This window comes from Nocardia sp. CA-135398, from assembly GCF_050955845.1.
Lineage (GTDB): Bacteria > Actinomycetota > Actinomycetes > Mycobacteriales > Mycobacteriaceae > Nocardia.
The window spans coordinates 610,558-635,371 of record NZ_CP192084.1 but is presented as its reverse complement, the minus strand read 5'-3'; the positions used below and the strand labels follow the sequence as shown (position 1 = coordinate 635,371).

28 protein-coding genes and 1 riboswitch are annotated in these 24,814 nt (G+C 65.5%); of the genes, 15 read left to right on the top strand and 13 right to left on the bottom strand.

Going from position 1 to position 24,814, the window contains the following annotated elements; genetic code table 11:
- Nucleotides 1–292: 292 nt before the first annotated feature.
- On the top strand, nt 293–994 hold the full coding sequence (locus ACQP1T_RS02840) for a hypothetical protein (RefSeq protein WP_433758394.1): 702 nt from the start codon (nt 293–295) through the stop codon (nt 992–994).
- A 92-nt stretch (nt 995–1,086) separates the two neighbouring features.
- Nucleotides 1,087–2,493, top strand: coding sequence for a DNA repair protein RadA (gene radA / locus ACQP1T_RS02835; protein ID WP_433758393.1), 1,407 nt, complete (start codon nt 1,087–1,089; stop codon nt 2,491–2,493).
- Between the two features lie 105 nt (nt 2,494–2,598).
- Here radA and ACQP1T_RS02830 read toward each other — a convergent pair whose 3' ends face one another.
- Both ACQP1T_RS02830 and ACQP1T_RS02825 read right to left on the bottom strand, forming a co-directional pair.
- On the bottom strand, nt 2,599–3,273 hold the full coding sequence (locus ACQP1T_RS02830; protein WP_433758392.1) for a hypothetical protein: 675 nt from the start codon (nt 3,271–3,273) through the stop codon (nt 2,599–2,601).
- A gap of 121 nt (nt 3,274–3,394) precedes the next feature.
- A complete protein-coding gene (locus ACQP1T_RS02825; RefSeq protein WP_062991596.1) occupies nt 3,395–4,018 on the bottom strand; it encodes a carbonic anhydrase in 624 nt (207 codons plus the stop codon).
- A 147-nt stretch (nt 4,019–4,165) separates the two neighbouring features.
- Between ACQP1T_RS02825 and ACQP1T_RS02820 the strand changes: the two genes are divergently transcribed.
- Nucleotides 4,166–5,050, top strand: coding sequence for an A/G-specific adenine glycosylase (locus ACQP1T_RS02820; protein ID WP_433761948.1), 885 nt, complete (start codon nt 4,166–4,168; stop codon nt 5,048–5,050).
- Nucleotides 5,051–5,207: 157 nt separating this feature from the next.
- On the opposite strand, the gene ACQP1T_RS02815 is transcribed toward ACQP1T_RS02820, so the two are convergent.
- Nucleotides 5,208–5,960, bottom strand: coding sequence for an alpha/beta fold hydrolase (locus tag ACQP1T_RS02815; protein ID WP_433758391.1), 753 nt, complete (start codon nt 5,958–5,960; stop codon nt 5,208–5,210).
- Between the two features lie 241 nt (nt 5,961–6,201).
- Between ACQP1T_RS02815 and mhuD the strand changes: the two genes are divergently transcribed.
- From mhuD to ACQP1T_RS02795, 4 genes are all read left to right on the top strand, one after another.
- Nucleotides 6,202–6,516, top strand: a complete 315-nt coding sequence (gene mhuD, locus ACQP1T_RS02810) for a mycobilin-forming heme oxygenase MhuD (protein ID WP_040686177.1) — start codon at nt 6,202–6,204, stop codon at nt 6,514–6,516.
- Nucleotides 6,517–6,579: 63 nt separating this feature from the next.
- Nucleotides 6,580–6,734, top strand: a riboswitch (cobalamin riboswitch).
- Between the two features lie 31 nt (nt 6,735–6,765).
- Nucleotides 6,766–6,960 (top strand): CbtB domain-containing protein, encoded by a 195-nt coding sequence (locus ACQP1T_RS02805; RefSeq protein WP_433758390.1) that lies wholly within the window; start codon nt 6,766–6,768, stop codon nt 6,958–6,960.
- On the top strand, nt 6,951–7,724 hold the full coding sequence (locus ACQP1T_RS02800) for a CbtA family protein (RefSeq protein ID WP_433758389.1): 774 nt from the start codon (nt 6,951–6,953) through the stop codon (nt 7,722–7,724). The genes ACQP1T_RS02805 and ACQP1T_RS02800 overlap by 10 nt, the downstream gene beginning before the upstream one ends.
- A 36-nt stretch (nt 7,725–7,760) precedes the next feature.
- The gene (locus tag ACQP1T_RS02795; protein WP_433758388.1) at nt 7,761–8,246 is read left to right on the top strand and encodes a hypothetical protein; all 486 of its coding nucleotides are present in this window, start codon (nt 7,761–7,763) and stop codon (nt 8,244–8,246) included.
- A gap of 57 nt (nt 8,247–8,303) precedes the next feature.
- Here the strand turns inward: ACQP1T_RS02795 and ACQP1T_RS02790 are convergent, their stop codons facing one another.
- Together ACQP1T_RS02790 and ACQP1T_RS02785 are read right to left on the bottom strand one after the other, a co-directional pair.
- Nucleotides 8,304–8,960: a response regulator transcription factor gene (locus ACQP1T_RS02790; protein ID WP_433761946.1), complete on the bottom strand. Its 657-nt coding sequence runs from the start codon at nt 8,958–8,960 to the stop codon at nt 8,304–8,306.
- Between the two features lie 131 nt (nt 8,961–9,091).
- Complete coding sequence (locus ACQP1T_RS02785; RefSeq protein ID WP_433758387.1) at nt 9,092–10,390, bottom strand: sensor histidine kinase; 1,299 nt, start codon at nt 10,388–10,390, stop codon at nt 9,092–9,094.
- 224 nt (nt 10,391–10,614) lie between these two features.
- On the opposite strand from ACQP1T_RS02785, the gene ACQP1T_RS02780 reads away from it, so the two are divergent.
- On the top strand, nt 10,615–11,517 hold the full coding sequence (locus ACQP1T_RS02780) for an ABC transporter ATP-binding protein (RefSeq protein WP_433758386.1): 903 nt from the start codon (nt 10,615–10,617) through the stop codon (nt 11,515–11,517).
- A 20-nt stretch (nt 11,518–11,537) separates the two neighbouring features.
- The gene (locus ACQP1T_RS02775; protein ID WP_433758385.1) at nt 11,538–12,374 is read left to right on the top strand and encodes an ABC transporter permease; all 837 of its coding nucleotides are present in this window, start codon (nt 11,538–11,540) and stop codon (nt 12,372–12,374) included.
- 39 nt (nt 12,375–12,413) lie between these two features.
- Here ACQP1T_RS02775 and ACQP1T_RS02770 read toward each other — a convergent pair whose 3' ends face one another.
- Nucleotides 12,414–13,031: a TetR/AcrR family transcriptional regulator gene (locus ACQP1T_RS02770; protein ID WP_433758384.1), complete on the bottom strand. Its 618-nt coding sequence runs from the start codon at nt 13,029–13,031 to the stop codon at nt 12,414–12,416.
- A gap of 99 nt (nt 13,032–13,130) precedes the next feature.
- On the opposite strand from ACQP1T_RS02770, the gene ACQP1T_RS02765 reads away from it, so the two are divergent.
- The 6 genes from ACQP1T_RS02765 (at nt 13,131) to ACQP1T_RS02740 (ending at nt 16,319) form a co-directional block, all read left to right on the top strand.
- Nucleotides 13,131–13,778: an FMN-dependent NADH-azoreductase gene (locus tag ACQP1T_RS02765; RefSeq protein ID WP_433758383.1), complete on the top strand. Its 648-nt coding sequence runs from the start codon at nt 13,131–13,133 to the stop codon at nt 13,776–13,778.
- Nucleotides 13,778–14,098 (top strand): DMT family transporter, encoded by a 321-nt coding sequence (locus tag ACQP1T_RS02760; protein WP_433758382.1) that lies wholly within the window; start codon nt 13,778–13,780, stop codon nt 14,096–14,098. Before ACQP1T_RS02765 ends, ACQP1T_RS02760 begins: the two co-directional genes overlap by 1 nt.
- 26 nt (nt 14,099–14,124) lie before the next feature.
- Nucleotides 14,125–14,577 (top strand): SRPBCC family protein, encoded by a 453-nt coding sequence (locus ACQP1T_RS02755; RefSeq protein WP_433758381.1) that lies wholly within the window; start codon nt 14,125–14,127, stop codon nt 14,575–14,577.
- Nucleotides 14,578–14,688: 111 nt separating this feature from the next.
- The gene (locus ACQP1T_RS02750; protein ID WP_433758380.1) at nt 14,689–15,129 is read left to right on the top strand and encodes an OsmC family peroxiredoxin; all 441 of its coding nucleotides are present in this window, start codon (nt 14,689–14,691) and stop codon (nt 15,127–15,129) included.
- A 132-nt stretch (nt 15,130–15,261) separates the two neighbouring features.
- Nucleotides 15,262–15,525, top strand: a complete 264-nt coding sequence (locus ACQP1T_RS02745) for an SHOCT domain-containing protein (RefSeq protein ID WP_433758379.1) — start codon at nt 15,262–15,264, stop codon at nt 15,523–15,525.
- Nucleotides 15,522–16,319, top strand: coding sequence for an LLM class flavin-dependent oxidoreductase (locus ACQP1T_RS02740; RefSeq protein ID WP_433758378.1), 798 nt, complete (start codon nt 15,522–15,524; stop codon nt 16,317–16,319). The genes ACQP1T_RS02745 and ACQP1T_RS02740 overlap by 4 nt, the downstream gene beginning before the upstream one ends.
- 58 nt (nt 16,320–16,377) lie before the next feature.
- On the opposite strand, the gene ACQP1T_RS02735 is transcribed toward ACQP1T_RS02740, so the two are convergent.
- The 7 genes from ACQP1T_RS02735 to ACQP1T_RS02705 all read right to left on the bottom strand — a co-directional run bounded on the left by ACQP1T_RS02735 (nt 16,378) and on the right by ACQP1T_RS02705 (nt 24,809).
- Nucleotides 16,378–18,936, bottom strand: a complete 2,559-nt coding sequence (locus tag ACQP1T_RS02735; RefSeq protein ID WP_433758377.1) for an ATP-dependent Clp protease ATP-binding subunit — start codon at nt 18,934–18,936, stop codon at nt 16,378–16,380.
- 249 nt (nt 18,937–19,185) lie between these two features.
- Nucleotides 19,186–20,124: an esterase/lipase family protein gene (locus ACQP1T_RS02730; protein ID WP_433758376.1), complete on the bottom strand. Its 939-nt coding sequence runs from the start codon at nt 20,122–20,124 to the stop codon at nt 19,186–19,188.
- 408 nt (nt 20,125–20,532) lie between these two features.
- A complete protein-coding gene (locus tag ACQP1T_RS02725; protein ID WP_433758375.1) occupies nt 20,533–21,198 on the bottom strand; it encodes a DUF1772 domain-containing protein in 666 nt (221 codons plus the stop codon).
- Between the two features lie 137 nt (nt 21,199–21,335).
- A complete protein-coding gene (locus ACQP1T_RS02720; RefSeq protein ID WP_245672443.1) occupies nt 21,336–21,896 on the bottom strand; it encodes an FHA domain-containing protein in 561 nt (186 codons plus the stop codon).
- 250 nt (nt 21,897–22,146) lie between these two features.
- Complete coding sequence (locus tag ACQP1T_RS02715) at nt 22,147–22,506, bottom strand: histone-like nucleoid-structuring protein Lsr2 (RefSeq protein ID WP_040686163.1); 360 nt, start codon at nt 22,504–22,506, stop codon at nt 22,147–22,149.
- Nucleotides 22,507–22,621: 115 nt separating this feature from the next.
- Nucleotides 22,622–24,088, bottom strand: coding sequence for a lysine--tRNA ligase (gene lysS / locus ACQP1T_RS02710; RefSeq protein WP_433761944.1), 1,467 nt, complete (start codon nt 24,086–24,088; stop codon nt 22,622–22,624).
- A 298-nt stretch (nt 24,089–24,386) separates the two neighbouring features.
- On the bottom strand, nt 24,387–24,809 hold the full coding sequence (locus ACQP1T_RS02705; protein ID WP_433761943.1) for a rhodanese-like domain-containing protein: 423 nt from the start codon (nt 24,807–24,809) through the stop codon (nt 24,387–24,389).
- Nucleotides 24,810–24,814 lie beyond the last annotated feature (5 nt).

Here is a 24,814-nt window from a genome sequence, read left to right as displayed (position 1 = left end):
CGGTGTGCATTGCGTTGTGCCAGAACAGGTTATCGACCGGCGCGAATAGCACACCGGACGGTCCGCGAGGCCAGCAGCGTGTCCGCAAGCGCGCCGCCTTCTCGGAAAACCGTTACCCAACGGATGCCGAGCATTGGGGTGTCCAGACCATCCAGCCCTGGGGACCCGCAGGTTCAACACAACCCCCGCGCCCCCGCCGCGGAGGCTACTACTACGCTGCCTAGTTATTACTCTCCCTAGCGGAGTGAGCCCGGTCGACATGGAGGGACAACCCGTGACTGCCCTGAAAGCTGTGACCGCCTCGACAGGGGCGCGTCGTCGCATGGTTTCGGTCGCCGCGCTCGCCGCCGGAGCGGCCCTCGTGCTGTCCGGCTGCGGTGCGGGCCAGATTGCGCAGACCGCGACCCAGGTCGCCGCGGTAAACGGCAATCACGCCGATATCGACCGGATTTCGCTGCGCAATGTGCACATCGTCTTCCCGGCCACGGGCACCGACTACACCAATGCCAAGGGCGGCAAGGCGATCATCGCGCTGTCGGTCATCAACAATGGCGAGACCGTCACCGACGAGCTGACCAGCATCGCCACCGACCTCGGCACGGTGAAGATCACCCCGCCCGCGGGTGCCTCGGCCTTCCAGATCGCCCCGCAGCAGACCGTCGTCGCGGCCGCCGCGCCCACCACCGGAACCGCCGCCAAGTCCGACGAGCATGGTGCGACGCCCAGCGGCACCGCAGCGCCGACCACCAGCGGCTCGCACGGCACCGGCCAGGCGAGCGACAAAGCCTCTGCCAATCCGGAGCAGAAGCCGGGTCTGATCGAGATCACCGGTCTGACCAAGGACATCACCCCCGGCCTCACTTACCCGATCACCTTCAACTTCAAGCAGAACGGCACCGTGACCGTGCAGGTCCCGGTCGACGCCGGTGCGGCGACCGAGCGGCACGAGGGCCAGACCGCCGCGACCGAGGGCGAGCACAAGGGCGGACACTGATCCGCTGCCCCGGACAACGTACGGCTGTCGCGCATTCGCGCGGCAGCCGTTTTCGTAGCCCGTTTGTCGGAGGCGGTACGTAAGGTGCGCGTGTGGCCAAGACCAAGTCGATCTTCCGATGCTCCGAATGCCGGTACGAGGTCGCCAAGTGGGTGGGCAAATGCCCGGACTGCGGCGCATGGGGCACCGTCGACGAGGTAGCCGGATCGGCGGCCACCGCGGCATCACCGGTCGGGCGCAAGGCCATGCTGCCGAGCACCGCCGCCGCGCCCATCTCGCATATCGATTCGAAGGTCACCAAGGCCAGGCCGACCGGCGTCGAGGAACTCGACCGGGTGCTGGGCGGCGGCATCGTGCCCGGATCGGTCGTACTGCTCTCCGGTGAGCCGGGCGTCGGCAAGTCGACGCTGCTGTTGGAGGTCGCCCACCGATGGGCCACCCAGCGCGACGAGAAGTCGCTGTATGTCACCGCGGAGGAATCGGCCGGACAGGTTCGGCTGCGCGCCGACCGGACCAATGCGGTGCACGAAAGGGTCTATCTCGCAGCGGAATCGGATCTGTCGATCGTGCTCGGCCATGTCGAACAGGTCCGTCCGACGCTGCTGGTGGTCGACTCGGTGCAGACCATGCTCGTCCCGGAGGTGGACGGCACCATCGGCGGCGTCACCCAGGTGCGCGCGGTGGCGGCGGCGCTCACGTCACTGGCCAAGGCGAGCGGGATCGCGGTGCTTTTGGTCGGACATGTCACAAAAGACGGCAATGTCGCGGGCCCGCGCACGCTGGAACATCTGGTGGATGTGGTGCTGCAGTTCGAGGGCGATAAGAACTCCACACTGCGCATGGTGCGCGGCATCAAGAACCGCTTCGGCAGCTCCGATGAGGTCGGCTGTTTCGAATTGCACGACGACGGGATCTCCTGCGTCACCGATCCGTCCGGGCTTTTCCTGCATCACCGCACCGATTCGGTATCGGGTACGGCGGTCACGGTGGCGATGGACGGTAAGCGGCCGCTGGTCGCCGAGGTGCAGGGGCTGACCGTGCACACCGAGATCCCGAATCCGCGGCGGGCGGTGAGCGGACTGGACTACAACCGGGTCGCGATGGTGCTCGCCGTACTGCAGAGTCGCGGGCGGGTGTTCCTCGGCAAGCACGACGTATACGCCGCGACGGTCGGCGGCATGCGCCTGCTCGAGCCCGCCGCGGATCTCGCTGTGGCACTTGCCATTGCCAGTGCCGAGCGCGATCAGGCGCTGCCGGTCGGCTGGGTCATCCTCGGTGAGGTCGGGTTGGCGGGCGAAGTGCGCCGGGTCACCGGCTTGGAGCGCAGACTGGCCGAGGCCGAACGCCTCGGCTTCACCACCGCACTGGTTCCCCCCGGTCTGGCACGCACCAAGAACGGCATGAAGATTCACGAGGTAACCGACGTCAAATCGGCCATCCGCCTAGCCGGTCTCCGCAAACAACGCACCCCGACCCCCGAAACCGCCCCCGACTTCTGATCTCGCACAACATACTGGCTCACGCACAGCCCAGTGACTATCACGCACAAGCTATACCCTGTGCGCGACAACCACTGGATATGCGGCAGCGACCGGAGTTCGAGCTCAGGCGATGTTGAAGGGTTCGGCGGCGCTGCGTAGGGAGCCCAGTTGGGCTACGACGGCGTACGCGCCGGGAGGGACTTGGACGCGGTCGCCCGCGCAGTTGGGTTGGGAGGTCGAGCCGGACCAGGTGACCATGAAGGCGGCCTGTTCGCCGCGGTTCAGGGTGCGGACGTCGGGGGCGCCGTCCGGGTAGCAGTCGGTGCTCGACCACAAGCGGCGCTGGCCGTCGAGGGTGGTCACCGAGACCTGCTGCAGTCCGGAGCCGACATCGCGGGAGCAAGCCGTTGACGAGATATTGGTGATCACGATGCCGAATACCGGATTCTCGCCGGTCTTGTAGGTCGGCTGTTCGACGGTCACCTTCACCGCCAGCGACTGATCCGGGCAGGTGCCCGCGGCGACCTGACTGCCGCTCGCGGCCGCGGCGGTAGTGCCGGAGGGCTTCGCACCTTCGCCGGTGGTCGGCGGCGGCGAGGACGACGCGCCCGCTGGTTTATTCGTCGGCAACACGGAACTCGTCGCGGCCGCCTTTGTCGTACCGGGCGAATCGCCGCCGCGCGTGACCGTCAATACCAACCAGATCACCAGTGCGAGCGCCACGACCAGAACGGCTACGGCGAGCGCGCGGCGTCGCCAGTAGATCTCCGGAGGCAGCGGTCCATTCGGTTCCAGCACGGAGTCAACGGTAAGGGCACGATCCGGTGCAGCGACTCAGGGTCTCGGCGTGTCGGATCGGAAAACCCGCGCGCGGCAGGTAAATTCCGCTCCCACCGTCGGCGGTCTCGAATCGGCCGGATCAGACCAGCTCACCGATATTGCCGACGACGCGCTGCAACTTCACTTCGCCCTCGGCCAGTTTGTATGTCACGCAGGCGATCGCGCACTCCCCCGTCGCGACGCGCTGCGAAATGATCATGGAGCGCTGCATGAGCAGTCGGCTGGTCTCGACCACATGCCTGGCCTCCATCTCGTCGACGGTGGACAGTCCCTCCCTGCGCCCGATCAGAATCGACGGCGCGACCCGCTCGACCACACTGCGGATGAATCCGCCGGGCACCTCGCCGCCGTCCAGCGCGTCGATGGTGGCCTTCACCGCACCGCAGCTGTCGTGCCCGAGCACCACGATCAGCGGCACATTCAATACCTGCACGCCGTACTCGATCGAGCCGAGCACCGAACTGTCCACGACATGGCCCGCGGTACGCACGACGAACATATCGCCGAGGCCCTGATCGAAGATCAGCTCGGCGGCGACGCGGGAGTCACCGCAGCCGAACAGGATCGCGTGCGGGTGCTGGCCGCTGACGAGCTTGGCCCGGTCGACCGCGCCCTGGCTAGGATGCAGCAGGTTGCCGCTCACGAAGCGTTCATTGCCCTCGCGAAGGGATTTCCAGGCACTGATCGGGTTGGAATCCGGCATACCGACCATTGTGCACATCGCAGTGGTTACCAGCGAGTCCGTTTCGTTACGACTCGGCAAATATCGACCGGCCGCAGGACAATAGGAACGGTGAGGGCAGTGTCGAAGGGCGGCGCAGCACAGCAGCGTGCAGGCGGAAAACCCAAGATCACGACGGGTACCAATGGGGTGGATGCCGAGTCGTTGCTGGAGTGGTACCGGGAGACCGCGCGGGATCTGCCGTGGCGGCGCAAGGACGTCACCGCCTGGCAGATCCTGATGAGCGAAATCATGCTGCAGCAGACGCCGGTGGTGCGGGTCGAACCGATCTGGCGGGAGTGGGTCGCGCGCTGGCCGGTCCCCTCGGCCATGGCGGCCTCGTCGCAGGCCGAGGTGCTGCGCGCCTGGGGCAAGCTGGGTTATCCGCGGCGGGCGTTGCGGCTGCACGAATGCGCCAAGGTGCTCGCCCATGAGCACGGCGACGAGGTGCCGACCGATGTCGATGTGCTGCTCGGACTGCCGGGTATCGGCGCGTATACCGCGCGTGCGGTGGCCTGTTTCGCCTACGGACAGCGAGTTCCGGTGGTGGACACCAATGTTCGCCGGGTGGTCGCGCGGGCGGTGCACGGGCGGGCGACGGCCGGGAACCCGTCCTCGCGCGATCTGCCCGAGACCGAGGCGCTGCTGCCGCGCCGAATCGACCATGCCGCAATGTTTTCCGCCGCGTTGATGGAACTCGGTGCGACGGTGTGCACGGCACGCACCCCCGACTGCTCGCGTTGTCCGCTGCCGCAATGCGCATGGGTTTCCGCTGGCAGGCCGGTCTCCGATGTGGTGCGCAAGACGCAGAAGTACGAGGGCACCGATCGTCAGGCGCGCGGTCGGTTGCTCGATGTCCTGCGCGACGCGACCGGTCCGGTCGAGCGAATCCGCTTGGACCTGGCCTGGACTCGCGATCCCGGCCAACGCGACCGCGCTTTGGACTCCCTGCTGCTCGATGGCCTCGTTGAACAAACCCCCGACGGGTTGTTCGCACTGGCCGGTGAGGGCTAGTGCCGCGAGACGGCTTCTGCCGTATCGCTGCTCGCCCCAGGGTCCCGTCGAACGTAGTCGAATGGTGGTAGCCCACGCCGATTTCGATCGCCGTATCACTACGCTCGGCGAGCTGCCGAAGGCGGGTAGCGCGGCAAGTAATCTCGACGCGGCAACCTCATAGGTGGTGGTCGAGGACTTTGCGGAGGAAGGCTTCGACCTCGGTGCGGTAGCGCTCCGGTTGGTCGTCGTGCACCAGATGGCCCGCGTTCGGGATGCGGACGTAGGCGGCGTCGGGGTGGACGGCCGCCATCTGACGCATCTGGCCCTCGGGGGTGATGGTGAATTCGCCTTCGATCAATAGCGCGGGCGCTTCGACCGCGCGCCATTGCGCCCAGAAGTCGCGGGTGCCCCATTCCTCGGAGATATCGCGGAAGGTCGCGACCGGACCGTGCAGGCGATAGCCGTCCGGACCGTGATCGAAGGAGTCGAGAAAATACCGCCCCGCGACCGGGCCGAAGTAATCCAGCACCGCGTCCGCATCCGGAAACGGCTGCGGCCAGGCCTCGATCATGGCCGCCCAGTTCGCGGCGGTGCGGCCGCGGAAGTCGGGGGCGATATCCTCGACCACCAGCGCGCGCACCCGCTCCGGGCAGCGCGCCGCGAATACCCAACCGTGCAGGCCGCCCATCGAATGTCCGATGACCACCATGGGTTCGGAAATTTCGGCTGTGGCCGCGGCGAGGTCGTCGATGAAGGCCTCGGTGGTCAGCTCCGCGGGCGCGGGACGACCGTGACCGGCGGCGTCGAAGGTGTAGACATGGCCGAACTCGCGCAGCCAGTCCAGATGCTCGCGCCAGGTGCGGGCACTGCCCATAAGTCCGTGCAGCAGCAGGATCGGCACTCCCGCTCCGCCTTCGTCGTACAACACTGTGTTGATTTTGCAGCGCCTGCGGCGCTGCGTGTTCGCGGCCCCCTGGTGTCTCGCGTCCGAGCGGCCGAGACTCGCGACTTCGTCGCATGCGCTTCGGCCACTCGGCCGCGAGACGGGTCGCGAACGTCGCTCGTAAGACTCGCTCCGATTGGCCAGAGTCTCGCTGTCAGCTCGCCATCATCGGGCGACCTCGAATGTGCCGTGGGCGGCCGGTGAGCGCAGACGTATCGTCGGTGCCATGGCTGTTGTGAAGATCAATGCGATCGAGGTTCCGGAGGGCGCGGGCCCCGAATTGGAGAAGCGATTCGCCCATCGCGCGCATGCGGTCGAGGGCTCGCCGGGCTTCCTCGGCTTCCAGTTGCTGCGGCCGGTGGCCGGGGAGAACCGGTACTTCGTTGTCACCCAGTGGGATTCGGAGGAGTCGTTCGCGGCGTGGCGGGACGGTCCGGCGCGGGAGGCGCATGCCGGTGAGCGGCAGAAGCCGGTTTCGACGGGTGCCTCGCTGCTGGAGTTCGAGGTCGTGCTGGACGTCGCGGCCAAATCCGCTTCCTGAAACCGCTGGACAGACGCGGCGCGCGACTCGCCCATCCCGGCCTGGGCAAGTCGCCCGCCGTGTTGACTGCGGGTACGAACGGATGTCACAGTTCGAAATGACAAACGCGAGGGTGATGCGGTAATTCGGTGAAATTCCGAAGCGGTCGCGCCACTGTGTTCTTGCACCGAGTCCTTGGTGCCGGAAAGCCAGACACCGGCACCTTCGCACCGAACAACTCACGGGACGCGCATCCCTAGGAGGACTCGAATGGCTATCGCGCATTCACCTGGTCGGGCAACTGATTCACTCGGCACACTGCTCATCGCAGTGGGCGTCGTTCTTCTCGCATTGCTCACGCTGTACCTGGTCGGCTTCGACCAGGGCGTCATCTCGCGCAGCGGGATGTACCTGCATGAGCTCATGCACGACGGACGTCACCTGCTCGGTGTGCCGTGCCATTGATCGGATCGCTCAAGACCCTGCTGCTCCGTGGCCTGCTGGCCGGTCTCATCGCCGGTCTGCTGGCCGCGACAGTAGGCTATTTCGTCGGCGAACCCAAGGTCGACGCCGCCATCGCGATCGAAGAAGCCAATACCGCCGAGCACGCCAAGGAACCGGCCGGGCACACGCACGGTGACGAGGAAGAACCGCTGGTCAGTCGGTCCGGACAGAAGTTCGGGCAGTTCCTTGCGCTCGGACTCGCCGGGGTCGCGCTCGGGGCGATTTTCGCTTCGGTCGCATATTTCGCACGCCGCTACACCTCCTTGTCGGGGCCGAAACTCGCGCTCGGTTTGGCGCTGGCCGGTTGGACCGCGATCGTTGGGGTGCCGTTCTTCAAGTACCCCGCCAATCCGCCCGCCGTGGGTGATCCGGACACCATCAACCAGCGCACGTGGCTGTGGGTGGCGGCGGTTCTGCTCGGTTTGGTCGCCGTCGGTATCGGGCTGTACGTCCACAAACTGCTTGCGGCGCAACTCGGTACGTTCCGGCTGATCGCGGGAGTCGCGGCATTCGTGCTGATCGTCGTGCTCGGGTACATCCTGTTGCCCGGTGTCAACGAGGTGCAGGACGACTTCCCGGCGGTGCTGCTGTGGCAGTTCCGTGCGGCATCGCTCGGCGAGACCGCCACCCTGTGGGCCTGCCTCGGCCTCGGTTTCGCGGCGCTCACCGAATTCGCCACGCGCGATAGCACTCCGGTACGAGAAACGGCTGCTACCGCAGGCTGATCCGGAGTTCGAAATGCGAAAGGCAGTGTCGGTTGTATGACCGGCACTGCCTTTTCTCTGCGGCCACGAACCGACCCACCGCCCTCGGTTTCCGTGGCATTCACCGGCCTCGTCATCGCGCTGCTGTGCGGTGTCGGTGAGGCAATCACCTACACCGCAGTGCAATTGGACCGCCCGAATGCCGATATCGGCTCGCTCGCAACAGGTCTGATTGTTCGCGGCGGCATCTATCTGGTGGTTCTCGGCGTGGCCGTCCGGATGGCGCGCGGTGCCCGCTGGGCCAGGATGGTGCTCACCTTCGGCATCGGCGTAATCGGCCTCGCCTCGCTGATCATCGAACCACTGGCAGCCACCTTGTCCGCCAAGCAAATCAGTGACCTATTCGACAACCTCACCGCCTCCGCGGTAATCACCGCAGCCTTCCGCACCACCCACATCCTGGCCGTCCTACTCGCCATCCCAGCCATGTACCGCCCAACCGCCCGCCGCTACTTCCGACAGGAGGCGGTGTCGCAGAGGTAGTTACTATCGCGCACAGGCTATTCGGTATGCGCGATAGTCATCGGGTGTGCGACGGCATTACTGCCAGCGGGGGCGGACCAGTCCGGATTCGTAGGCCATGACTACGAGTTGGGTGCGGTCTCGGGCGTCCAGTTTCATGAGGATGCGGCTGACGTGGGTGCGGGCGGTGGCGGGGCTCATGAAGAGGCGCTCGCCGATTTCGGCATTGGTGAGGCCCTCGGCCACCAGTGTCATTACCTCCCGCTCGCGGTCGGTGAGCTCGGTGAACGCCGCCGGCGCGGGCTGTTTGGCGTGGGCGGAGAATTCGGCGATGAGGCGGCGCGTAACGCCGGGTGAAAGCAGGGCATCCCCCGCGGCGACAACTCGGACGGCGCGCACGAGATCAGCGGGCTCAGTGTGTTTGACCAGGAAACCCGTCGCCCCCGCGCGCATTGCTTCGAAGACGTACTCGTCGAGTTCGAAGGTGGTCAGCACGACCACCTTCACCTCGGCGAGTTTCGGATCCTCGGCGATCATCCGGGTGGCGGCAAGACCGTCCAGGACGGGCATTCTGATATCCATCAGGACCACATCGGGGGTCAAACTGCGGGTCATGCGGACGGCCTGCTCACCGTTATCGGCCTCGCCCACCACCTCGATGCCGTCCTGCGCATCGAGCAGCGCGACGAAACCGCCACGCACCAGGGCCTGATCGTCGGCGACCAATACCCGGATGGGCCCACTCGCCGCCGAATCGCCGCGCGATGGGTGGCCGCCGCCGCTCGCTATCGGATCGCCCGACGATCCCGGGCGCCCACCCGCCGCCCGACCGCCGCCCCTGACCGGATCGTTACGGGATGCCGCGTTCACAGCGCCTCCTCCTGAGCCTGAGACGGTAGCCGAGCCACCACGCGAAATCCGCCACTGGGCCGCGGACCCGCGATGAGCTGGCCGCCGAGCGCGTGCGCACGCTCGCGCATGCCGAGAATGCCATTGCCGCCGCTCGTTCCCGGCTTCGATGGTGTGCCGGTGGCGCGGGCATTGTCGATGGTGATCTCGACCGAATCGGCGGCATAGCGGATGGTCACCGCGGCCGTCGCGCCGGGCGCGTGGCGGACCACATTGGTCAGCGATTCCTGGATGATGCGGGCCGCCGCCACATCGACAACGCTTGGCAGTTTGTGCGCGGTGCCGATAATGCGGGTGTCGACCGTGAGACCGGCAGCGCGGGTGCGCTGCAGCAGTGCGTCCAGGTCCTCGATGCTCGGGGCCGGGCTCCGCGGTGCGGGCGGGCGGTCCTCGACGCCGCGGGCAACCGAATTATCTTGGGCCCGTTCGGATTGCGCAGGCACGGATGCGGGGACCGGCTCGATATCCGATTCGCGCGCTTCGGCCGCAGCGGGCGTCGGGCTGCCGCTGCGGATCGCGTGCAGCAACGTATGCACCTCGGCCAGCGCATCCTTGCTCGCCGTCTTGATCGCCGCGAGCGCCGATTCGGCCTGCTCCGGCTTCTTGTCGAAAAGCTCGAGCGCCACCGAGGACTGCACATTGATCAGCGAAAGGCTATGTGCCAGCACATCATGCAGCTCACGCGCGATGGCGAGCCGCTCCTCGCTGGCCCGCCGTTCCCGCTGTGCCTCCTCATCGCGACGCGCCGCCTCGGCTCGCTGCCCGCGTGCCACCAGCACCGCCTGACGCTGGCGAATCCCCTCCGCGATCGCGACCAGCACACCAAGCCAGGCGATCATGCCGAATGCCAGCCACGGGTCGGCCGGATGCCCGACCAGCGCGGGCAGCGGCCAGAGCAGCAGCAGATAGCCGATCGGCGCGAGCGGATATGTCCACCAGCGTGATCCGACGATCGCGGCGCTGATGAACGCGATCACCAGCGAGATGAAAATCGGGCCGTAGCCGTAGCCGCGCAGCAGATACACCGCGCAGGTCGCGACCGTCACGAGCAGCGCGGGCAGCGGGTAGGAGCGGCGTAGCAGTAGCGCCACCGGTCCGATGAGCAACAGCACATAGCCGAGCGCGTCGAGCGAGTGCACTCCGGTCTGGCGCAGGTTGGCATTGCGTCCCCCGACGACCTGGATCACCGCGACGACGAGCGCGAGCACCCAGTCCCGAACGACCGGGCCACGTTTCGATTCCCCTGGCGCTGTCACATGTGCAGCCTATTAGCCCGGACGCGCCATGACGTCCGCCGCGCTACGTATGCTCCGCCGCCTCCCGAATATTTTGCGGGATCACTGGTGAGTCAAAGGTCGCGCCGCAGGCCGTCGGTCGAGCTGACAGCGACGTTTGGGGGGCTTCGTAGGCCGCGGTACGTACGTCGAGCATCGCCGCGCGACGGATGTGTCACCCCTGGTCGGAAGCGGATTCTCGGAGCATGACAGATTCCATCGTGGTCACCGCAGGGCTGACCAAACGCTACGGCACCCACGCAGCCGTCGACGGCGTGCATATGAATGTCGCGCCCGGCGAGATCTACGGCTTCCTCGGCCCGAACGGTGCGGGTAAGACGACCACGCTGCGAATGCTGGTCGGGTTGATCCGCCCCACCGAGGGGACCGCCACCGTGCTCGGACATACCCCGGGCGATCCGGCCGTGGTCCGCCGCATCGGCGTCCTCATCGAGGGGCCCGGCTTCTACCCCTATCTCACCGGCCGCGACAACCTGCGGGTACTCGCGAAATACCGCGGGCTCGAGCGTGCCGATGTGGAGGACGCACTCGACCGCGTCGGCCTCACCAATCGCGCGGACGACAAATTCCGCACCTATTCGCTCGGGATGAAGCAGCGCTTGGGCGTGGGTGCGGCCCTGCTCGGCCGTCCCGATCTGCTGATCCTGGACGAGCCGACCAATGGTCTCGACCCACAGGGGATGGCCGAAATGCGGGAGCTCATCACAACTCTCGCCGGTGACGGTCACACGGTGCTGCTGTCCAGCCACATGCTCAGCGAGGTGCAGGAGATCTGCGATCGCGTCGGGGTGATCTCCGGCGGCAAACTGCTCACCGAATCCACGGTCACCGAATTACGCGGCGCCTCTTCGCTTTTGCTGCGCGCCGAGCCGCTGGAGCTGGCATTTCCCGCGGTGCGCCGGGTGGTCGGCGAGCGCTCGGCCATGTTGACCGCTGGCGGAATTCGGATCGAGGCGGGTGCCGACAGTGCGCCGGTGGTCGCGCGCGCGGTCGTCGAATCGGGCGCGGATCTGTTGGAACTGCGGACCGATGAAAAGTCCCTGGAGGAAGTGTTCTTCGAAATGACCCAATTGGAGCCGGTGAAATGAACGGGACAATGAAAGACCTGATGGCGAGCACGAAAGCGGAAATGCTGCGACTGCGTAAGTGGCCGGCATTCTGGATAATTCTCGGCACCTGGATTCTGCTGAACCTCACCTTCTCCTACCTGTTCAACTACCTCGCCTACTCCTCCGGCGATATGAAGACCATGTCGAACGGCTTACCCAAAGACGTTCTGCTGCACCAGATGCTGCCTGCCGCGGTACCGGAGGTCTTCACCCAGGGCATGGCCATGTTCGGTGGCGCGCTGATGCTCATTCTCGGTGCTTTGACCATCGGTAGCGGATACGGCTGGGGCACTTGGAAAACCGTGCTCACCCAGGGCCCGTCGCGAACCAACGCCATCGGCGGCGCGCTGATCAGCCTGGCGCTCACGGTTATCGGGCTGGTGTGCGTCGCATTCGTGGCCGATATCGGGGTCGCCTCGATTATCGCGACGAGCCAGTCGCAGTCGCTCGCCCTGCCCGGACTGGGCCACGCGATGAACGGAATCATCACCGGCACAGCGATTCTCGGCATGTGGACGCTGGCGGGCGCACTGATCGGAGCGATCGCACGCGGTCCGGCACTGGCCGTCGGGCTCGGGCTGGTATGGGTGCTGGTGGTGGAGAATCTGCTGCGCGGTGTCGCGGCGATCTTCAGCCCGATCAAGGTGCTCACCGATCATCTGCCGGGTACGGCGGCGGGTTCGATGGCCGGTGCGATGCGGACCGTCGAGGGGCCGTCGACACCAGGTGTGCTGAACATCCTGTCGCGGACTCAGTCGCTCATCGCGCTGGTGGTGTACGTGGCATTGTTCGCGGCGGGCACTATGTGGCTGGTACGGCGGCGCGATATGGTCTGACGCTTCAGCGACCGAAAACCGTTGGCGGACAATAGTTCGTCAACGGTTCGTTGCATTCTCGGCCAGCAGGGAACGGGCCAATTCGGCCAGCGCCGCCGCAATCTGCGCGGAGGTGAGACCGCGCGCCCGCTGATGCTGATAGACCTCGGCGGCCAACGGCGCGAGCAGCGAATCGACCATCGCGTCCGGTTCGCCGATACCAGCGACCACCAACAGCGACCGGACGTGCAGGAACCAGAAGCCGTACGCACCGGTCGCGAACCGCGCACCGCCGGTCTCCGCACCGAGCACCAAATCGACGTGCCCGTCCAATAATTCGATCATGGCGGCATAGAAGGCGGCGAGCCGTTCGGCGGGTGGCGCGCCGGGACCGAGCGGCGGTTCACCGCGCAACAGCTGCTCCTGCAGTGCGCGTTCGTGTTCGTCGAGCAGTGCGACGGCGATCGAATTCTTATCCGGATAGCGGCGATACAAGGTGCCGCGCCCCACCCCCGCCGCCTTGGCTATGTCGTCCATCGTGACCGTGCGCGGATCCCTGGATGCGAACAGTTCGGCGGCCGCGGCGAGCACCTTGGCCCGGTTGCGGGCCGCATCCGCGCGCTCGGTCGGCACCGCGGCTTCCGGATGCCCGCCGAGCAGGTCGATATCGCTGTTCATGGACCCGACTGTACTCGACTCGCCAGGCAACTGGACAGAATGTCCGCTTATCGGTAATCTCAACCGGACATAGTGTCCAGTTATGTGAAGAGGTTGATCATGAGCACGTTGTTGCACCTCGATGCCAGCGCCCGACGCAGTTCCATCAGCCGCGAACTGAGTGCGGCATTCGCCGAGACGTGGCGCGCCGAGAATCCAGACGGCGGCTACATCTATCGCGACTTGGCGGCCGAGCCCGTGCCCTTCATCGATGAGGCATGGACCGAACTGTGCGATGCCGTCCTCGCCCGACCCAGCACCGACCTGGACCGCCTCGCCGAACTGGTCCGCACCCCGGAACAGGCCGCCGCCTGGGCGATCGTGGACCCGCTGCTGACCGAGGTGCTTGCCGCCGACGTGATTCTCATCGGCACCCCGATGTACAACTACTCGATCCCGGCCGCACTCAAGGCTTGGCTCGATCAAGTGACCTTCCCGCGAATGTCCTTGGGCGACCGGCGATTCGTCGTCGCGTCAGCACGCGGAGGGTCGTACGCACCCGGCGCGCCGAAGGCCGCGTTCGATTATCAAGAACGCTATCTGCGCGATTTCTTCGCGGGCCATTTCGCCGTCACCGACGCAGTTTTCGTCAATGCGGAACTCGCCAACTCCAGGCAGGATCCGGCGCTGGCGCATCTGCGCGGCAAGCATGACGAGTCCTATTCGGCCGCAATGGAATCCGTGCGTGATCTGGCGAAGGAGTACTGATGAACTGGATTATTCTCGGCATCGCCGGACTGGTGGAGATCATCTGGTCGCAGAGCATCAAACCGACGGAGAACTTCACCCGCCTCGTCCCGACCGTCATCTGCTTCGCACTCGGCGCGGTCGCGGTGTACCTGCTGTCGCGCGCCATGCAGACGCTGCCGGTCGGCACGGCCTATGCGGTCTTCACCGGCATCGGCGCCGTCGGTGCGATCAGCCTCGGAGTAGTGATCAACAAGGATCCGATGAGCGCCGGGCGGCTGCTTGCGCTGTCGCTGATTCTCGGCGGCATCGTGCTGGCGCGCGTCACCAATCCGGAGTGAGCGGGTCCGGCGGTACAGTCCGAAGCATGATCGAACCAGTGCGGGTGCCCGATCTATCGTCGCGCCCCTTCGGGCTCGAGGTCGAACGCACGATGACCGCGCAGCCACCGGCGCTGTACCGAGCCTGGACCGAGCGATTCGACGACTGGTTCGCGGCCCCCGGCTCGGTCCTCATGCGCCCCGCCGTGAACGCACCGTTCTTCTTCGAGACCGACTACCAGGGCATGCGCAGCCCGCACTACGGACGGTTCATCCGCCTGATACCGGATCAGCTCGTCGAGCTGACCTGGGTGACCGGGGCGGGTGGCAGCGAGGGCGCGGAAACGGTTGTGACGGTCGAGCTGGTGCCAACCATCTCCGGCACGCGACTTCGCTTGGCACACGCGGGATTTGCCGATGAAGCTGCTCGCGATAGGCATTCGCAGGCCTGGCCGCTGGTGCTCGAACAGCTCGATCAGCGCATCGCCGAGCCCGCCTGAACGCGGTCAGGTGTGGCACTCGATTCGGCTGCCGCCTCCGTACCCGTCGCTGGGGCGGCGGGGGTAGGTTCGACTGCGAATTGTGATCCACACATCTTCGAAAGGACCGTGATGCCCACACGTACCGCGCGCACCGCTTGGACCGGTGGCCTCCAGGACGGCTCCGGCCAAGTCGAGCTGGCCAGTTCCGGTGTCGGCAAGTACGACGTCTCCTTCCCCAAGCGTGCCGCCGACGAGGCCGACGGCACCACCAGCCCCGAGGAACTGATCGCGGCGGCGCACTCCTCCTGCTTCGCCATGGCCCTCTCGGCCCAGATCGGCAATGCCGGTGGCACGCCGGAGAGCCTGGATGTCACCGCCGATGTCACCCTCGGCCCGGATCCGGACGGTGGCTTCCGCATCAGCGCCATCAAACTCACCGTCCGCGGCCGGGTCTCCGGTCTGGACGCCGACGGCTTCGCTGCGGCTGCGGCCGCCGCCAAGGCGGGCTGTCCGGTCAGCAAGGCCCTCGCCGGGGTGGACAGCATCACCCTCGACGCCGCCCTCGCCTGACTTCCCGGCTCCTCGCACCGCGGGTGCGAGGAGCCCAGTGGTTATGCGAGCGCCGCGTACGCGCACAGGCGTAGGGCGAATATCGTCGGCAGGCCGATGTCCGGGTGGGGGTGTCGGGCGCAGGGTTGGGGCATGAACATTTTCACCCAACCCGAGGCCATGACCTTCTTGGCCGATCACTATGACGGCGGATGGCATCCCTGGCCGTTCTTCTGGATCTTCCCATTGCTGTTCTGGGCCACCATCATCATCTTGTTCGTATTCGCGCGGCGGCGGTTCTGGGCACACCAGAGCGGAATCGGCGCATTGCGCACCGCATTCGCGCGTGGCGAGATCACCGAGGATCAATATCGGAACCGACTGGCGGTATTGCGCGAACGCGGCGGCAAGTCATGAGCATGACCTTCGGAATCGTCATCACACCGCGATCGGGAGCCGAATGGGTTCGCGCGGTACAGAGCGCCGAACAGCAAGGCTACCGGACGATCCTGCTGCCGGACACGCTGAATACCCCTTCACCATTCCCGACACTCGCGGCCGCCGCCGCGGTGACCACCACCGTCCGACTGCGCCCGAACGTACTGGCCGCGCCCCTGCGCAATCCGGCCGTCACGGTGCGGGAAACCGCCGCACTGCAACTGCTTTCGGACGGACGATTCGAACTCGGGATCGGGTCGGGGCGTCCCGATGCGAGCGCCGAGGCCGAACGCCTCGGTATGCCTTGGGGTTCGGCGGCCCAGCGGCGCGAACAACTCATCGCCACCGTGGCCGCCGTTCGCGAACAGGTCGATCCGGCGCCGCCGATCGTCGTCGCCGCGAATGGACCTCGAATGCTCACTGTCGCAGCGGGTTTCGCCGATCGGGTGCTGCTGGCCGCCGGACCGGACGCCACCGAGGACGATCTCGCCGAGATGGTCCGGATCGTGCGCGACAATACCGATCGCGATGTGCGCTTCACCCATCAACTGGTCGGCATCGGTGACCAGCTGCCGTTCTGGTTGACCAAGCGGCTCGGACTCACCGCGGACGGCCTGCGCGCCGCCGGATCAGCGGGTGTGCTCGACGGCGATTCGGCCGCCGTCGCCGAGGTGCTCGAATACCGCCGCGAGAAGTACGGCATCGATGAACTGATCGTCCCCAGCGAACTGGCCGACGCCTTCGCCCCGACACTCGCCCGGTTCACGAGCTGATGCGAAAAATGCCGCCCACCGGTAAATCCGGTGGGCGGCATTTTCTAGCTTTTGCGACTTACTCGCCGGCTGCTTCGGCCGTGGTGCCTTCGCCCGCACCCGTGAGCACGACCTCCGGCTTCTCCTCGGTCGCTGCCGTCTTGGTCAGCTTCGCCTTGCCGGTGAAGGTGAACTTGGCGTTCTCGCCGGAGCCCTCGCCGTCCCAGCCCTCGACATCGACCACAATGGTCTGTCCCGGACCGATCTCGCCGAAGAGGATCTTCTCCGAGAGCTGGTCCTCGATCTCACGCTGGATGGTCCGACGCAGCGGCCGGGCGCCGAGCACCGGATCGAAGCCACGCTTGGCAAGCAGTGCCTTGCCCTGCGGGGACAGCTCGATCTCCATGTCCTTGTTCTTCAGCTGCGTGGCGACGCGGCCGATCATCAGATCCACCATCTCCACGATCTGGTCCGTGGTGAGCTGGTGGAAGACGATCACGTCGTCGATGCGGTTGAGGAACTCGGGCCGGAAGTGCTTCTTCAGCTCGTCGTTGACCTTGAGCTTCATCCGCTCGTAGTTCGAACCCTCGGCGTTGGACTGGGTGAAGCCCAGGCCGACCGCCTTGGAGATGTCCGAGGTACCCAGGTTCGAGGTGAAGATCAGCACGGTGTTCTTGAAGTCGACCGTGCGACCCTGGCCGTCGGTGAGACGACCGTCCTCGAGGACCTGCAACAGGGTGTTGTAGATCTCCTGGTGTGCCTTTTCGATCTCGTCGAACAAAACGACCGAGAACGGCTTGCGGCGCACCTTTTCGGTGAGCTGGCCGCCCTCTTCGTAGCCCACGTACCCGGGTGGGGCACCGAAGAGCCGCGATGCGGTGAAGCGGTCGTGGAACTCGCCCATGTCGATCTGGATGAGCGCGTCGTCATCGCCGAACAGGAAGTTCGCCAGCGCCTTGGACAGCTCGGTCTTACCCACACCGGACGGACCGGCGAAGATGAACGAGCCCGAGGGACGCTTGGGATCCTTCAGACCGGCGCGGGTGCGGCGGATCGCCTTGGAGACGGCCTTGACCGCGTCCTCCTGGCCGATGATCCGCTTGTGCAGCTCGTCCTCCATGCGGAGCAGACGGGTGGTCTCCTCCTCGGTGAGCTTGAACACCGGGATACCGGTCCAGTTGGCCAGCACCTCTGCGATCTGCTCGTCGTCGACCTCGGCCACGACATCCAGATCACCGGAGCGCCACTGCTTTTCGCGCTCGGCACGCTTGGCGACCAGCTGCTTTTCCTTATCGCGCAGCCGCGCCGCCTTCTCGAAGTCCTGCGCGTCGATGGCGCTTTCCTTCTCCCGGCGCGCATCGGCGATCTTGTCGTCGAATTCGCGCAGGTCCGGCGGGGCGGTCATGCGACGGATGCGCATGCGGGCACCGGCCTCGTCGATCAGGTCGATCGCCTTGTCCGGCAGGAACCGGTCGTTGATGTAGCGGTCGGCCAGTGTCGCGGCGGCCACCAGCGCGCCGTCGGTGATGGAGACCCGGTGGTGCGCCTCGTAGCGGTCGCGCAGACCCTTGAGGATGTTGATGGTGTGCTCGACCGTCGGCTCGCCGACCTGCACCGGCTGGAACCGGCGCTCCAGGGCGGCGTCCTTCTCGATGTACTTGCGGTACTCGTCGAGGGTGGTGGCACCGATGGTCTGCAGCTCACCGCGGGCCAGCTTCGGCTTCAGGATGGAAGCGGCGTCGATCGCGCCCTCGGCGGCACCCGCGCCGACGAGCGTGTGCAGCTCGTCGATGAACAGGATGATGTCGCCGCGGGTGTTGATCTCCTTGAGCACCTTCTTCAGGCGCTCTTCGAAGTCACCGCGGTAGCGGCTGCCCGCGACCAGGGAACCCAGGTCGAGGGTGTAGAGCTGCTTGTCCTTCAGCGTCTCCGGGACCTCGCCGTTGACGATGGCCTGGGCCAGACCCTCGACCACGGCGGTCTTACCGACACCGGGCTCACCGATGAGGACCGGGTTGTTCTTGGTACGGCGGCTCAGCACCTGCATGACGCGCTCGATTTCCTTCGAGCGGCCGATGACCGGGTCGAGCTTGCCCTCGAGGGCGGCCTGGGTGAGGTTGCGGCCGAATTGGTCGAGCACCAGCGAGGTGGACGGGGTCCCGGCCTCGCCGCGCGAACCGGATTCCACCGGTTCCTTGCCCTGGTAACCGGACAGCAGCTGGATGACCTGCTGGCGCACCCGGTTGAGATCGGCACCCAGTTTCACCAGCACCTGCGCCGCGACACCCTCACCTTCACGGATCAGGCCGAGCAGAATGTGCTCGGTGCCGATGTAGTTGTGGCCGAGTTGCAGCGCCTCGCGCAGGCTCAGCTCCAGCACCTTCTTGGCGCGCGGGGTGAACGGGATGTGACCGGACGGGGCCTGCTGGCCCTGGCCGATGATCTCCTCCACCTGGCTGCGCACACCCTCCAGCGAAATTCCAAGGGACTCCAGCGACTTCGCCGCTACGCCCTCGCCCTCGTGGATCAACCCAAGCAGGATGTGCTCGGTGCCGATGTAGTTGTGGTTGAGCATCCGGGCCTCTTCTTGGGCCAGGACAACGACGCGCCTCGCGCGGTCGGTGAACCTCTCGAACATCGCTCCCTCACTCTCCTGCTCCGACATTCTGGCGTCCGACGCTTCTGTGGCGTCAGCCTGCCATGAAGCCCGGGGGTTGCGGCCCCGGCCTCCACTCTAGTTGGCAGGGGATTACGCCGCCTCTAGTCCACCCTATTGGGGGCCAGCGACAGCACGGTCATTCACTCATAACGTGCTTGTTGCGGGATACGTTTCCGCTCAGGTTTTGCCCTGAGCGAAATCGCCGGTCGCCGCTTCCCAGTCCTGGTGTTACCCGGTGAAGGGCGGGACGAACTCGCACGCCACATCGCGCGCATGGTCCGGATCGAGGGCATTGAGCACGAAGCGGGCGGTACGGGGACTGCCCGCGATCGCCAGATGTTCGGAGAAGTCGGATCCGCAGCCGTCCTGTACGACGATATTCGTCGTATTCGGGCCGGGCACGAAGCCCGAATCGTACGGGACGACGATCTCGTCGAGACCGGCCATGATGTTGGTGTAGGTGATGCCGGGAACGTAGACGCCGTCGCTGTTGAGATCCCGCAGGAAGGCCGAATCCCGCAACAGCTCGGTGCAGGCCTGGCACAGCGAACCCGCCGCCGCCTGGAAGAAGGACCCGGCGCCGAGCCGGTCGGCGAACGCGGCCACATCCGCACCGCCGCCCGCATTGGTACCGCGCCAGGCCGGTGCGATCGATACGTATTTATCGATCTTGTCCGCGCCGCCGAGCCGCTTCGCGTAGTAGTTCGGCATCACCGTGCCCTGCGAATGCCCGACCACATCCACCTTGCTCGCCCCGGTCGCCGCGAGCACCCGATCCACGAACGCACCGAACTGCACCGCACTCTGCTCCACCGGAAGCATCCCGCCCACCGCGGAGATCGGCCACGGCAGATCGTAGGCGCCGTAGGTCAGTGAGAAGACGCAGTAACCTTCGTTCGCGAGCAGCGGCGCGTAGAGCCCCCAATTCGTCTGCGCCCCACCACCGGTACCGTGCGCGAGTAGCACCGGATTCGGATGCGCCGCGCTGGGCCGACACCCCCAATCATTCGAACCCGGCAGCGAGCCACCATGATTCACCAGCTCATTCGGGATTCCGGCGAAGAAGTTGTAGTCGACCGAATACTCGGCCTCGGCCGTACCACCCGCACCGACCGCCAGCACGGCCAGCACGGCAATGACAAGCGCGGACCCGCGAACACGCCGCATGGAGACCTCCAAATCTGAAACGTGTTCCAGAACGTAGCGCAACTTATCGCCACCCGGAGGGCAGTTCGACCAAGTCCGCGTGCGATTCTCGTTCCTCGTCCGATGCTCATCCGCTATGCATCTGATCGCCGCCGCGGCCCGCCAGTGTCCTGGAGATCGTCGAACCGTTGGGTGCTCGCGACGCGCTGGCCCGCGCCGTGCAAGTGCCCCGTTTCGGCCCGCAGACGGCCCGTCAGGCGCATTTCGGCGGGCACCATGGTAAGAGGGCGGAAAACAGGTGTGCAGCCACACAATTGCCCGGAGAATGCGCTCCGCACTGACGAATTCTGCTTCGTACGCCAAAACCGCCGTCGGTGGGTCGATCAGTGATCGGCCCACCGACGGCGGCAGAGAATTAACGGGGGTTTGCTATGCCGTATGCGCACTCGTCGGCTGTGCACCGGTGTGCCCGAATCCGTACTGCTGAGCCATGATCGGCGCGCGATACGGCTGACCGGCCGCCTGCGGACCAACGCTCGGCATCCGCTGCTGCTGCGAAACCTGCTGTGCACCAACCGAACCCGCGGCCTGCGTGCGTCCGTGCTGGATGCCCGCCACGAACAGCGCCCCGGTCAGCACCAGGAAGGCCAGTGTGTGCAGGATCGCGCGGAGGATATTCCAACGGACCCAAGCGGATTCGAAATCGGCACGCACCTTTGCCAGATCACCGATCTGCGCCGGATCGCCCGCGGCCGCCAGCTGATCGTTCAGTGGAACATTCAATCCGGAGGTGACGGCGAAGGCGATCACATTGAGCGCCAAGGCCACGCCGAGCCAAATCAAGGTGGTGCGGTGTTCCTTGCCGAGGTGCAGCGCCGCCGCCAGGAGGGTGAAACCGACGGTGCCGAGGAATCCGAGCATGAACCACGGGTTGATGATGACCACATTGATCTTCTGCATCACATCGATCACCGTGCGATCGTCGGTGCGGTTCAGCGCGGGCATCACCGATATCGCATAAGCGTAGAAAACGCCCGCGATCAAGCCGGTTGCGAGCGTGGCCGCCACCAGCGCGGCGAGTCGTAGCGCGAACATGTATTTCTCCTACCTCGAAACCCGGACCTGGTCCGATTCAATCGGTCCGGCGATGCGTTAAGTACACCGGTAACCGGCGCGACCATCCATGGTTCAAGCGCTCGGTCACCTAAGCGAGAGTCCACGCCCGTACGGCGTCACAAGTCTCGGTCGGAGATCAACCCACTCTGCATGGCCAAACCGGCCAGTCGGACTCTTTTCTGATTCTGCGGCAGATTTTCCACACCGAACTTGGCGAACAGCGCACGCAGATGTGTCTTGATCGCATCGACGCTCAGGAACAATTCCTCGGCGATCTGTTGATTCGAGGCCGGAGTCGCGAAACCCGCACCGTTCTTATACGGCCGGCACAGCGCGACCAGCACCGCGCGCTGGGTATCGGTCAGCGAGCGCAGCGTGGGAATAGTGCCGGTCGAGGTCCGCGTCGCATCATCGACGACACCACCGAAATCATGGAACGACACCAGCGAGGTGCCGACCCGGATCCGGTCACCCGCCATCAGCCGCCGCCGTCCGACCAGCCGCTCCCCGTTGACGAAGGTGCCGTTGCGGGACAGGCCGTCGTCGACGATCGTCCAGTGCGCGCCGAGATATTCGACCGCCGCATGCAGCCGCGAGACCTCCGCGTCCCAGCGCAGCGCCAGATCGGCCTGCGGGGAACGCCCGATGGTGACGCGCTGCTGGTCCGGGGTGAGCATGAACTCCTGCTGCCGACCCGAGTCATCAGTGAATCGCAACAGCGATCCGACGAAACCAGTCACTGCGCCGATACCTCATCTCTCCATACCGCCAGTGACGCTCTTCGCACAGTTCCATGGTGCCGCGTCCTGGTACCGCGAGCAAGATCGAGTCGACAGCTGACCTTCCTCATATCGAAGGCCTATCACAAACGACCGCCGCCCGGGCGTCGCACGATTCGCCCGGGCGGCAGCCCAATTAAATAAGAACTCAGCCCTTAGCGGCCTTGTTGTACGCATCGGTGATGTCGGCCGAGATACGACCCCGAGCGGACACCTTGTGTCCATTCCGGCGCGCCCACTCACGAATTGCCGCGCTTTGTTCACGATCGATCGAGACCCGGCTCTTTGCGGCTCCGGGAGCAGCAACCGCCGCCTTGACCCGCCGCCGGCCACTCACCCGCCGAGCACTCGAAACCCACTCTTCCAAGCCGTCGCGCAGCTTCGCCGCATTTGCCGACGACAGGTCGATCTCGTACGACACACCGTCGATCGCAAACTCAATGGTCTCGTCCGCGATGGACTCACCATCGACATCGTCGATCAGGCTAACGGTGACCTTCTTTGCCATGAGATGAACGTCCTCTCGAAATCGTGCGACCCGCATACTAGGCCGATTACCCGAGGCAAGAATACCCCGAATTCGAAAAATTCCAAGACGAGGGCCGAACTATGCAATCCGATCGTCAGCGAGTGACTGGACGCACAATTGGGAACAGTATCGTTTCCCGGATTCCCAATCCCGTGAGTGCCATCAACAAGCGATCGATTCCCATACCGGTACCCGTTGTCGGAGGCATGCCGTGCTCCATCGCCGCGAGGAAGTCCTCGTCGAGTGCCATCGCCTCGTCATCGCCTTGTGCGGCAAGCCGCGCTTGATCCACGAACCGCTCGCGTTGGATCACCGGATCGACCAACTCCGAATAGCCAGTTGCCAACTCGAAGCCGCGCACATAGAGGTCCCACTTCTCGGTAACTCCAGGATTGCTGCGATGCTGTCGGGTCAGCGGTGATGTCTCCACCGGGAAGTCACGCACGAAAGTCGGGGCGTACAGCTTGTCACCGTACTGGTGCTCCCAGAGTTCTTCGACCAGTTTGCCGTGGCCATAGCCCTTGCCCTCGGGAATTTCCAGTCCGACCCGATCGGCGAGTGCACGCAATTCCTCGATCGAAGTTTCCGGAGTCACCGATACACCCAGAGCATCGGACAGCGACGGGTACATCTCGACCGTGGTCCACTCGCCGCGGAGATCGTATTCGGTGCCATCGGCAAGGGTTACCACCTGCGTGCCGAAGACCTCCTCGGCAACTTCCTGCACCAATTCCCGAATCATCCGCGCGGAGTCGTCATAGGTGCCGTAAGCCTCATAGGTTTCCAACATTGCGAACTCCGGAGAATGCGTGGAGTCCGACCCCTCGTTACGGAAGTTCCGGTTGATCTCGAAGACCTGTTCCAGGCCGCCGACCACACATCGCTTGAGGAACAGTTCCGGCGCAATTCGCAGGTAGAGATCGATATCGAGGGCATTGGAATGGGTGACGAACGGGCGCGCCGCCGCACCGCCGTGCAGCGTCTGCAGCATCGGCGTCTCCACCTCGAGGAAGCCTCGGCGCTCGAGCGCATTGCGCAGCGCGCGCACCACCGCGACCCTGGTCCTGGCCATTTCCCTGGCCTCGGGACGCACGATCAGGTCGACATAGCGCTGCCGTACCCGCGACTCCTCGTTCATCTCCTTGTGCGCCACCGGCAGCGGCCGCAGAGCCTTGGCCGACATGGCCCAGGAATCGGCCATGACGCTCAATTCGCCGGTCCGTGAGGAGATCACCTCGCCGCGCACGAAAACGAAGTCTCCGAGGTCTACATCGGCCTTCCAGGCCGCCAGTGCGTCGGCTCCGACACCGTTGAGGCTGATCATCGCCTGCAGTTTGGTGCCGTCACCCTCCTGCAGCGTCGCGAAACACAGCTTGCCGGTATTACGCAGGAAAATGACCCGCCCGGCGACACCGACCTGCAGACCGGTCTGGGTGTCGGGCTCGAGCTCCGGATAGGCGGCCCGAATTTCGCCGAGAGTATGTGTGCGCGGCACCACCACCGGATAGGCCTCACCGCCATCGGCGATCAACCGCTCGCGCTTCTCGCGCCGAATCCGCATCTGCTCCGGAACGTCGTCCGCGGCGGGCGCGGGACGGTTGGCTTGCCCCGCAGGAACCGAACCCGCGGAGCGACCGGATGAAGGCGTGTTCGGGTTGCTCACGTTCAACAACACTAGCGGGCACCGGAAATCGATTTGCGGGCCGCCCGGACACGAGCCACCGCTAACGAATCAGCAAGTCCGTCATGCCCTGTTTCGCCGCCTTCTCCGGCCCGACGAAAAGCGGGCGCGCTCCGGCAATCCTACGAAAGCCATTGCGCGCCCGTATGTTTCGAGATGGAAGTGGTTCGCCCCGAATTTACAGTGTTGCCAACGCCTCGACCTCGCGGGCGAAGTGCGGCGCCCGGACCCCGACGCTGAGCAGGCTGGCTGCCTTCAATGCCTGATAGCCACCGATCACATCGGTGGCCCGATGCAGACCGAGTTCCTGCAGCGCGGCCGCGGCGAGACTGGAGGTATAGCCCTCCGAGCAGACGATGATCCATTCCACATCGTGATCGGCGGCCAACGCCAGCCGGGCCGAACTCGACGGATCCAAACGCCATTCCAGGACATTGCGTTCGATCACCAGCGCTCCCGGCAGCGCGCCCTCACGCACGCGCTGCGCCTGCGGCCGGATATCGACCAGAATCGCGCCCCGATCGAGCGCCTGCGGCGTTTCGAAGGCATAGATCCGATTCAGGCGGGCCCGCGCGTTCTGGAGCATCTGATCGATGGTCAAACGGG